The organism is Alphaproteobacteria bacterium, assembly GCA_018063245.1.
Taxonomy (GTDB): Bacteria; Pseudomonadota; Alphaproteobacteria; order JAGPBS01; family JAGPBS01; genus JAGPBS01.
Window position 1 is genome coordinate 24,372 of sequence record JAGPBS010000022.1, and the last position, 10,857, is coordinate 35,228.

Consider the following 10,857-nt stretch of genomic DNA (forward strand, 5'->3'; position numbering starts at 1 on the left):
TGAACTTTCTAATTATATCATAATTTTATAAAAATAATTTCAAATTAAGTGTTTATCGTTAATCTATTAGAAAGCAATATTCTTTAGGCTATTTTAAGAATTTACATTGAGGGAGGTGCTAAGTGCCCACGGATAGACTGACGGCTAGTGTTAAAGAAAAGGTTGAGAGATTTGCAATCTTTGAAGCTGATATTAAAAATGAAGATACGGAAAGAGGAAAGCGTACATTTTACGTGTTAGGAACCCGCCTTGTAATCGAACGCGGTGAGCACGAACAAGTTTTTAAAAGAAAAGGAAAGATTGGGGAGCTGGCCTGGAAAACAAAGCAGAATTTAACCATGAGAGGTGCTGCAAAGGCTGAGAAACCAAAAAAAGAAGCCGAGGAAACAAAAAAAGTTAGAGTCACCATTGAAAAGGAGAGTGGAGGAACTCTGCGTAAGACAAAAACAAGAGAGCTTGAGACAATTTTGTCGGCCTCGTTGCCGGATAGAGAATCATCTGAGTATGCTCCTTCCGATGAAGAGGGGGTAACATTTAAGAAAAGAAAAGTAAGAAAGAAGGCAGATTCAACAGAGATCACATCAGATGATCCAACGCCCACATTCGGTCGAAGAAGGCAATCTGAAAGTGAGCGAGAATATGAGAAAAGAAAAGAGAGACAAGAGGCCCTCATAAAAGAAAGAGCAGCTGAAAGATTAGCCAAAAGTAAGAAAAGCACCTCGGTGTCTGATCCATCTCCCTTTTCAAAATCCTCCATATCTGAGATTGATGCGGGTGATACGGGTCTTGGTGATTGCTCAATTGAAGAGAGCCAAACTGCGCCATTTAAAAAGCATGTGGCTGTAGAATGGACTGATGATCAAAAGAAGATTCTTTATAGTTCTTTTGCCCGGAAAAGTCATGATTATGCTGTTTATATTTCTCCTGATGAAGCACTAAAGCGTGCCAAAGAACTGAACGTATATGATCCAAAGGATCCTAAAAGAATTTTTGTAAGTTGTCCTGTTTTCAAAGTTGTTGCAGCGCCAACTCAAATGATGGGTAAAGACGGTTTTGCAATTAAAGGGATAAAGAAAATCTACTTTCAAGACAGAGCAGGGCACGTTCAAGCCGGTATGCTTGAAATCATTTATCATGATAATTCAAACACAGAACCGAATGATTTTGTTTTTGATGCAACACAGATCCGTGATAATATTGTCCCGCCTGTCAAAATTAGTCAAGATTTAAAGGTTCCGATGATTATTGGTGCCGTGACAACTCTCTTGCAGATTTTACAAGTTGTGACCTCATATTATTTGACAACAGGGATATCAAAAGATTCATCTGCGTAAGTCCATTCTTCACCAAAAATAAACCTATCTGTATAAAGATAAAAATGGACCAATAGGAGGTTTTACAAATGAGCGTTGCCAGTTTAGATGTTTTACATAGGCTTGAATCTGATTCTTTCGGAGAAATTGAAGTCCCGATTGATCGCTATTGGGGCGCTCAGACACAAAGATCATTTGAAAATTTCAAAATTGGGACTGAAAAAATGCCGCGGCCAGTGATTGAAGCCTTTGGTATTCAAAAGAAAGCCTCAGCTCTTGCCAATATGAAATTAGGTGAGCTTGATAAAGAAAAGGGCGATGCGATTGTAAAGGCTGCTGAAGAAGTGATTTCAGGACGTTTAGATCAGCATTTTCCATTGGTGGTGTGGCAAACAGGGTCAGGGACTCAAAGCAATATGAATGCCAATGAGGTGATTTCAAACCGAGCCATTGAATTGCTTGGTGGTAAAATTGGCTCAAAAAAACCAGTTCACCCAAATGATGATGTCAATATGGGGCAATCAAGTAACGATTCTTTCCCAACCGTCATGCATATAGCAACAGTGATTGAGATCCACAAGAGACTCTTGCCTGCTTTGGATAATATGGAAGAGGCAATGGCTCAAAAGGTCAAAGAATTCAAAGATATCATTAAGATCGGCAGAACACATCTTCAAGACGCAACCCCGCTCTCATTGGGACAAGAATTTTCAGCCTATCTTCATCAAATTCGTCAGGGGATCGAGCGCATTAAAGGCGCAATCCCTCCACTCCTTGAGCTTGCTCAAGGCGGAACAGCTGTGGGAACAGGGCTCAATGCCAAAAAGGGCTTTGCTGAGAAGATGGCTCAATTTGTAGCTGATCTCACAGGATATCCATTTAAGACCGCAGAAAATAAATTTGAAGCTTTGGCAAGCCATGATGCGCTTGTTCAGTTATCGGGCTGTTTGAATACGCTTGCGGTCTCTATGATGAAGATTGCAAATGATATTCGTCTTTTAGGCTCAGGGCCAAGATGTGGTATTGGTGAAATTCTTTTGCCTGAAAATGAGCCAGGCTCATCCATTATGCCTGGGAAGGTGAATCCGACGCAATCAGAGGCCTTAACGATGGTTTGTGCTCAAATTATGGGAAATCATGTAACAGTCACTGTAGCGGGCTCAAATGGGCATTTTGAGTTAAATGTCTTTAAGCCTGTGATCATCTTGAATATTCTGCAATCAATCAGATTGTTAGGGGATGCTATTCAATCTTTTACAAAGAATTGTCTTGAGGGGATTGAGCCAAACCGCGATCGTATTGATTATTTGTTACAAAATAGTTTGATGCTTGTAACGGCGTTGAATCCTCACATTGGTTACGACAATGCAGCAAAAGTGGCTAAAAAGGCTCATCATGAAGGAACAAGCTTAAAAGAGGCCGCTCTTTCTCTTGGCCTTGTCTCAGAGGCTGATTTTGAAAAATGGGTCAAGGCTGAAAATATGATTGGACCTAAGGGCTAAATAGTTTTAGCATAGGTATGTAAGAGTACTTGTTTTGTACAAGTCATGGTTGAGGGTAGGAGTTAAATGCGTAAATGTCTCACCAATATTTAAAGAAACCAGCGTTGCTGAAGCGCTCAATTAATTTGAGCGGTCATGCAACAAGTATTTCAATTGAAAATGCTTTCTGGGATGCGCTGCATGATATTTCCAAAGAAAAGAAAATCTCGATGAATGCCTTGATCAATTTTATCGATCGACAAAGAGAGGGCAATCTCTCAAGTGCCATCCGGCTTTACATTCTCCATTTTATGCAAAAGCGTATCCATGAACTTGAAGAAGGCGAGAAATAAGGCCTTGCTCTTTCTGTTTTGATAGCGCACTATGAGTACAAGAAAATAAAAATATTGGAGGTGTAGATGGCTTTTGTTCAGAATCAATGGTCTATGGCTCATGTTGGGTCAAGGACAATCACCCCTCAGGTTCAAAGAGACAATAATGCACTTGGTAGAAGAGGGCGTCTTGATCAGATTTTTGCGGATTTGTCCCCCATTCCTTTGGTGAAAAGACAATGTCAGGCTACCACATTAGACTTGCTCAAGGACCTTGATTGTTTTATCGAAATCAATCATCAGATAAAGACAAAAATTGAGCAGATATTGGGTGTTTGTTTTTTGATAGATCAGCAATTAATCAAGGCGATTGAGCCCGATTTTCCTGCTGCAAGTCGTCTGATTGCTCAGGAACTACTAAAGGCTCATCAAAAGGCTCTCACCGAAGAGACGCCTTATGCTCAATATTGTAGAGGCGTCTTTGAGCTTAACAGTGATCCTTTAGGTTTTTTGTCTTTATCTATTGAAACGATTGAAAAAACGGCTGCTTCTCGGGTGGAGCTTCAGGTTGCGATTACATTTTTACAAGATTGCCTCGATAAACTTCAGGCAGAGATTGAGCACAAGAGATCAAGACACGATTTCTTCGAGGCTGAAATGAGAAATGATGACATAAGCCCAAAATCTTTGTCTATACTCCAAAGTGGAAGAAGTTCTTCTCAGCCTGATTTTTTCACTCATCTACTGGATGCAAAAGGAAGAATTCAGCCTCAGCTTCTTGCCCAAAATGCACAGATGATTCAGCGTTTGCTTGAAAAAAAATGAGACAAAATCTGTCCACAGTCTTTCTCTAGAATCCCTCCATAGGCATCTGGACGATGCAGGCATGCCTTGCTTTCAAAAAAGCGGACATGATGGTCTACAGCACCTGCTTTTAGATCGTAGGCGCCAAAATAGAGATTATCAAGATGAGCATGGCTAATGGCTGATGCACACATGGCGCAAGGCTCGAGCGTCACATAAAGATCATATCCATCAAGTCTAGAGCGATTAAGCTTAGCGCAGGCCTCACGTATCGCAACCATTTCAGCATGGGCTGTTGGGTCATTATTCGTGCGCGTGAGATTATGGGCTGTAGATACAACGATGCCTGTCTTTGAGTCAACGATGATAGCGCCAACGGGCACTTCGTCAACAGTTAATGCAGATTGCGCCTCGGACAAGGCGAGGCGCATCAATGAGTCTAAAGTCGCTTGAGTCATTAAGCTTTTCCTGAATAGGTTGAGAGCATGCTGATCTCATGTGCACCGAGAACGGCAAGAGCTCTTTCCCATTTTGTATCAAGTTCCATGTCAAAAAGCAACTCATTGGTTGGTTCAGCAATAAACCAGCCACCTTCAAGAATTTCTCGATCGAGCTCTCCAGCTGCCCAACCAGCATGACCAAGGGCCAAAAGTGTTTTATTCGGGCCATTACCATTGGCTAAGGCCTTTAGAATGTCGATTGTTGCTGTCATAGAATAGTTAGGATCAACATTGAGCGTTCCATCAAAAGAAATCTCGTTTGAATGCAATACAAAACCTCTGGCTGATTCAAGTGGTCCACCAAAGAAAATAGGTGGATCTGACTTAAGGCTTAAGGATGGAATGTTAAGCTGCTCTAAAAGGCCTGATAGATTCATTGATCCATGCAGGCGATTGATGACAAGGCCCATAGCGCCTTTTTGGTTATGAGCACATATATAGATGACTGATTTATGAAATCGATGATCTTCAATACCTGGTTTTGCAATTAATAATTTGCCTGTTAAAGATCCGTCTGTATGATTAATAAATAAATGTGTCTTATTCACTTCTTCTTTCTTACGATCAAAAAACATTTCTCCCCCCATTTTTCTATTTATAAACTCATTGTATCATAATTATATAAAAATTTATATAAAAATTTATGAAAATAATTTTATTTACGAAAAGGTTAGAAATATTGGGATGTGATGATGGATTTATTTCAACACCTTAGATGCTGGAATGAGTTCAGGATAATATAACGTCGTCACTCAGAGGGCTCCTAAGGAGCCCGTGGAGTCTCTACAGTCTTAGAACAAACATTGCGTTAAGTTGTATATTAATGAGATTCCACGTCGCCTTTCAACGAGGCGACTCTGAATGACGATTGTTTACATTCAAAAATCATATCGTTTAACTCGATCATTTTGCGAAAAAAGATCAAGCAATTAAGTATTATGTGTGAGGGGGATGATTTAATTAAATTGTCATCGCTCCATCTAAACATCGTTGTTAGATGGAGCGGGCGAAGGGGTTCGAACCCTCGACCCCAACCTTGGCAAGGTTGTGCTCTACCACTGAGCTACGCCCGCATTCTGTACCAACCACCATTTTAAAATTCTACTGCTTCACTCGTCGCTTATGTAGGTAAACTACACTGCGCTTCTCGTTCATAGTATAATTTTATCTGGCGCTTGGTAACGTATGTCATGAGAAGGATAATAATAGATTTCTGGAAGATTGCAAGAGGGAAAATGCACTTTTTTGGGTTAAAGGATCATTTTTCTGTGATGAGGTGAAAAAAATCCTGCACTGTATAAGTCCAGGATTTTTCTTTTTGTTTAGAATCAAGCTACTACCAGATTTTCTCATCTTTATTGATGTGATCATTCACTTGTTGACCAGTCAGAACAGCATTGCTGATCTGTTGATACAAATCATGCATCGCTTGTGGTGAGTGCGGCATCATAATCGTATTTGTTTTGCTGTGAGCGCCGATCTCTTTTAAGGTGTCGAAGTATTGCACCATCATAATAAGTGCGAGCACATCTTGAGTATTGGAGTCCTGTACTTCTTTTTGGAAGTGCGTGATTGAATCTCTGAGCCCTTCAATGATCGCTTGTCTTTGGCCTGAGATCCCTTTACCTTGCAAGATTTTGCTTTCAGCATCAGCTTCAGCTTGTTTAATCTTGAGGATCTTTTCAGCTTCACCACGCTCATTGGCTGCAACGCGGAGTCTTTGAGCTTCGTTGATCTCATTCATCGCAGCTTTTACTTTGGTGTCAGGACTAATATCAGTGACCAGTGATTTGATAATATCATAACCGAATTCATTCATAACACCTTTAAGCTCGCTACAAACGGTATCGGCAATCTCATCTTTTTTAGAAAAGACGTCATCAAGCTTGATTGAAGGAACGCGTGCACGCACAACGTCAAAAACAAAGGCCTGGATCTGCGCTTCAGCATTATCAAGCGTGTAGAAAGCCTCGTATACTTTATCTGGCAGAATGCGATATTGCACCGATGCAACGATCGTGACAAACACGTCATCGATTGTTTTTGTTTCAACTTCGACATCAAGCTGCATGAGCCTGAGGCTTACCATACCTGAGATGCTTTCAATAAAAGGAATTTTGAAATTAAGACCAGGATGTGCAATGCGAATGAATTTTCCAAACCTTTCAATCAAACCAGCAGATTGCTGATTGACCGTAAAAAAACTGATGAAGAGCAAAAAGAGTCCGATGACGATAAATATTGTTTCCCAAATTGGGAATGATATTTGCAATTGTTCCATGATATATTCCTTATAAAAATGATTAAATAGCTTTTAAAAGCGACTTCCTATTTTTAAAGGATTCATGGCATTTCGTCAATATTATTGTTCGTCTTCTTGCTCAAAGCTAGTGCCTGAACCCTTTTCAGATAGCAGGGATAAGAGAATACCATGAGGCTCTAACTCAGGGATCAGAGCTGCCTTTGCGGTTTTGTTTTGAAGAGCCTTTGAGATGACTTTGAGCTTGTATAATAAAGGTTCGTTCACTTTGTGACTGACAATCATTTGCTCAAGTTCAAAAAATGAGAGCTTTGATAGAAAATGATCTTGTGCATTATAAAGAGAATCAAGGTCAGCCAGCAGTAGCAAGCGATCTGCAATTAAAGCTGAGGCAAGGGAGCCCGCGAGCTCATCTGCATTCACAAGAACTGTTTCGCGATCGCTGGTATAGGCAATAGGTGCAATAACGGGGATAAAATCCTTTTCAAGAAGATGGTCCATCAGCTGTGTATTAACATGGTAGGTACGGCCGATATAGTCCATCTGAATTTGTTCAATGTTGCTATCGGATTGCACGCGTTTGACTTGCTTTGTTTTCTTTGCGAGAACAAAATTAGCATCGGTTCCACAAAGGCCAATCGCTTTACCGCGCGCTTTATGGATTGCTGAGACAAGATCAGTGTTAATGACGCTTCTCAAAATCATTTCAGCCAGCAGATTTGTTTGATTTTCTTTCCGCAGTGGCGGAGCTGGATCATCATGATTAAAGCGATAGTCCTCTAAAATTTCTTGAATCTTATCACCAGCGCCATGAACAATCACAGGATGCATCCCGATTGTTTTGAGGAGCACAACATCCTTTGCGAATTTCTTCACGAATGAAGGATTTGATAGAGCCTTGCCGCCGATTTTGATAACAATTCTTGCGCCTTGTAAGAGACGAATAAAGGGCAGAGCCTCAATCAAGATGTCGGGCTTTGTTTTTAACTGTTCCAAAGAACGATATGTCAATTTTTTATCCATAGGTCCATTATGACCCAAAAAATGAAAAGCGGGCTGATTTTTCGACTTTAGGCTCAAAAAAGTTTAAAGCGCGGGTCAACAGACTTTAATGATTTGGGAAGATCTGATCAAAGATACGGCATTGGAGAAGTTCAATACCTTCTTTTTTATGAGAGCTTGTTGTCAGGATATAAGGGAAAATGGATGGATGTTTTTTAAGATCTGTTTGAATTTTCTCGATCATTTCTGAGAGAAAATCTGGCTTTACCTTATCGCATTTGGTGAGCACAATCTGGCAAGAGACAGCTGTCTCATCCAAAAGCTCAATCATTTCAAGATCAGATGGCTTTAAACCATGACGCGCATCAATCAAAAGACAGGCCAAATGCAAATTTTGACGCCCACTCAAATAATCTTTCAGCACCCGTACCCAGTTGCTTGATTTGGATTTTGAAACCTTTGCATATCCATAGCCGGGTAGATCAACCAGAAACAGCGTGTCAGAAATGTTGAAAAAATTGAGTTGCTGCGTCCGGCCAGGCGTGTGCGATGTACGGGCAAGCATTTTCCGGTTCACAAGCGCATTAATGAGGCTTGATTTACCAACGTTCGATCTGCCGATAAAGGCGATCTCGGGATGTGTCATAGAGGGTAATTGGGCCAAATATTCCACACCCGCCACAAAATCGCTTTGGCCAGCAAAGAGAAGCCTTGATTTGGTGAAGGTCTCTTTTTTGTAGGTAAAGGGACCTTTATACTCTTGATCGGCTTCCATTAAATAGCCTTCATTTTTTTCATGATTGACCATTGCTGAACAATTGAGAGAAGATTGTTCCATGCCCAGTAAATCACAAGACCAGCTGGGAAGCTTGCAAGCAAGAAGGTGAACATGAATGGCATAACCATAAAGACTTTTTGCTGAACAGGATCAACAGGCGCTGGATTGAGCTTCTGTTGAAGATACATTGTAAAGCCCATGATCAGCGGCCAGATACCAATCATCAAGAAAGATGGTGGTGTCCAAGGAATCAGTCCAAAAAGATTGAACAGTGTTGTTGGGTCAGGCGCTGACAGATCATGAATCCATCCAAAGAAAGGCGCTTGACGCATCTCAATGGTTACAAAAAGAACCTTATAAAGAGCGAAGAAAATTGGGATCTGTACCAAAATTGGCAAGCAACCTGAGGCAGGATTTACTTTTTCCTTTTTATAGAGCTCCATCATTTCTTGATTCAGCTTCATGCGATCATCGCCACATTTTTCACGCAATTCAGTCATTTTTGGCTGAAGCTTCTTCATTTTTGACATGGATTGATATGATTTGTTCGCAAGTGGGTAGAGAGCTGCCTTCACAATCACGGTGAAGATCAGAATCGCAATTCCGAAATTGCCAACAAGACCTGCAATATATTTAAGCGCATAGAAGAATGGCTTGGTCAAAAAGTAGAACCAACCAAAGTCAATCGCCTTATCAAAATCAGGAATCGACAAATCTGTCTCATACTGATCAAGCAAGTCAATTTTTTTGGCACCAGCAAAGGCATGCATTGTATATTCGATTTGACTCCCATTTGTGGCCGCCATTGTTTTGCCCATAAAGTCAGTTTGATAATTGTTCTTGTTTGGGTTCTTCACAAAACGGGCTGTGATGTCGTCCTTTTGGTCTGGAATCAAAGCCACAAGCCAGTATTTATCGGTCATGCCAATCCAGCCGCCATTACTTTTGAATGATTCTGTCTGGTTTTCATCAAGATCTTTGTACTTTGATTCTTTGAGAGATCCATCAAGAACACCAATCGGACCTTCATGGAGAATATAAAAGCCCAAAGCTGGGGGGGGATTATGACGGGCAATTACAGAATAAGGCGTGAAATTCAGGTCTTTTCCAGACTTGTTGATAATGCGCTGTGTAATGGTGAACATATAGTTTTCATCAAGCGAAATCACTTTTTGGAAAGTAACGCCTTGGCCATTATCGTAAGTGAGGATAACAGGAGCGCTTGTATCAAGAGTGTCTTTATTCGCACTCCAAATTGTATCTGAAGTCGGAAGCTTGATGCTTGTGTCGTTGCTTAGCCAGTTTGACTCAATGAAGTAAGCTTCTTTAGAACCAGAAGGAGAGAGAAGTTCAACGTTTGGACTATCAGGATCTGTTGTTACTTTATAATTTTTGAGTGTCAGATCATCAATGCGTGCCCCTTTTGTTGATAAGGAGCCAGAGATTGAAGGCGTGTCGAAATCAACGCGCTTTGCTGCTTGCTTTTGATAAGCAATCACTTCAGCTCTTGTCATACCGTCAATGATATCTTTGCTGCCATTTGTTTGATTTTCCGGTAGGTTTGGGTTGATGGCCATAATGTCAGCCTCATCAACTTCCTTGGCTTTTTGCGTTGCAAGAATTTCTTGTTGTTTTTGTTGCCGTGGCGCTTCATAGAAATATTGAAAACCTATAAGAATCGCAAGGCTGAGTGCAAGGGCAATAAAGAGATTTTTCTGATCGTGTTGCATGGTTATCCTAAGAATGAATGTCTGAAAGGACTTCAAGATACATTTTTTTTGTAAAAAGAGCAATGAATTTCGTTCAGTAATATAAGGTCGTCTTGTGAAATAGAAATGTTTTGTATAATGAGCCCTCAACGTCACTCAGAGCCCCCTTCTTTGCCAACAAGCACGAAGTGCGCAGGAGGCAGGGGGCGTGGAGTCTCATAGATTTAACAACTTAATTCAGTTTTATTTAGAAATTGCTAAGACTCCACGGGTCATTCGTCTTCGCCAGAAGGCTACGACAAAAGACCCTCTGAGTGACGGTGAGAAGTAAGTACGCAAAAATACAGTTCAAAACAACTATGAAATTGCTTAGTTCAGGAATAGAGCTTTGAAGCTAATTTTTTAACAAAGGTTAAAAATCTCTTGACGTGTGATTTTTTATTGTGTAGGAAAATAGAACATTCCAAGAAGATGCAAAGAAATGATTGATAGAGCTGCCATATAATATAAGTAATCAAATCAATTCATTTAAATCAACCGAAAGTTCTAGAAGCGCAATCCTGGCAGATATACCTCTAGAACCTTCCCTAGTTAAGAGGTCTACAGTGCATTTCGAATCAATTAAAAAATCAATAACAAGCTTTCACTCAAAAGGCATTAATTTGTCTTCCTCCTGTT

Annotated in this window: 10 protein-coding genes and 1 tRNA gene; 4 read left to right on the forward strand and 7 right to left on the reverse strand. The window is 40.5% G+C overall.

Going from position 1 to position 10,857, the window contains the following annotated elements; translation table 11 throughout:
* Window positions 1-122: 122 nt before the first annotated feature.
* From KBF71_04455 to KBF71_04470, 4 genes are all read left to right on the forward strand, one after another.
* The gene (locus tag KBF71_04455; protein ID MBP9877569.1) at window positions 123-1,334 is read left to right on the forward strand and encodes a hypothetical protein; all 1,212 of its coding nucleotides are present in this window, start codon (window positions 123-125) and stop codon (window positions 1,332-1,334) included.
* 68 nt (window positions 1,335-1,402) lie between these two features.
* Window positions 1,403-2,815: a class II fumarate hydratase gene (gene fumC / locus KBF71_04460; GenBank protein MBP9877570.1), complete on the forward strand. Its 1,413-nt coding sequence runs from the start codon at window positions 1,403-1,405 to the stop codon at window positions 2,813-2,815.
* Window positions 2,816-2,889: 74 nt separating this feature from the next.
* A complete protein-coding gene (locus KBF71_04465; GenBank protein ID MBP9877571.1) occupies window positions 2,890-3,147 on the forward strand; it encodes a ribbon-helix-helix domain-containing protein in 258 nt (85 codons plus the stop codon).
* Window positions 3,148-3,213: 66 nt separating this feature from the next.
* Window positions 3,214-3,951 (forward strand): hypothetical protein, encoded by a 738-nt coding sequence (locus KBF71_04470; GenBank protein ID MBP9877572.1) that lies wholly within the window; start codon window positions 3,214-3,216, stop codon window positions 3,949-3,951.
* Here KBF71_04470 and KBF71_04475 read toward each other — a convergent pair.
* The 7 genes from KBF71_04475 to yidC form a co-directional block, all read right to left on the reverse strand.
* Window positions 3,927-4,361, reverse strand: a complete 435-nt coding sequence (locus KBF71_04475) for a nucleoside deaminase (protein MBP9877573.1) — start codon at window positions 4,359-4,361, stop codon at window positions 3,927-3,929. The genes KBF71_04470 and KBF71_04475 overlap by 25 nt on opposite strands.
* Before the next feature lie 26 nt (window positions 4,362-4,387).
* Complete coding sequence (locus KBF71_04480; protein ID MBP9877574.1) at window positions 4,388-5,005, reverse strand: YqgE/AlgH family protein; 618 nt, start codon at window positions 5,003-5,005, stop codon at window positions 4,388-4,390.
* 423 nt (window positions 5,006-5,428) lie between these two features.
* Window positions 5,429-5,503 (reverse strand) — tRNA-Gly (locus tag KBF71_04485).
* Between the two features lie 263 nt (window positions 5,504-5,766).
* Window positions 5,767-6,711 carry an SPFH domain-containing protein gene (locus KBF71_04490; GenBank protein ID MBP9877575.1) on the reverse strand — a complete coding sequence of 315 codons (945 nt, stop codon included), beginning with the start codon at window positions 6,709-6,711 and terminating at the stop codon, window positions 5,767-5,769.
* An 81-nt stretch (window positions 6,712-6,792) separates the two neighbouring features.
* Entirely contained in the window at window positions 6,793-7,701 is a 909-nt protein-coding gene (gene argB, locus KBF71_04495; protein MBP9877576.1) for an acetylglutamate kinase, read from the reverse strand.
* A 97-nt stretch (window positions 7,702-7,798) separates the two neighbouring features.
* Complete coding sequence (locus tag KBF71_04500) at window positions 7,799-8,467, reverse strand: YihA family ribosome biogenesis GTP-binding protein (GenBank protein MBP9877577.1); 669 nt, start codon at window positions 8,465-8,467, stop codon at window positions 7,799-7,801.
* On the reverse strand, window positions 8,467-10,200 hold the full coding sequence (yidC, locus tag KBF71_04505; GenBank protein ID MBP9877578.1) for a membrane protein insertase YidC: 1,734 nt from the start codon (window positions 10,198-10,200) through the stop codon (window positions 8,467-8,469). Before yidC ends, KBF71_04500 begins: the two co-directional genes overlap by 1 nt.
* Between the last annotated feature and the right edge of the window lie 657 nt (window positions 10,201-10,857).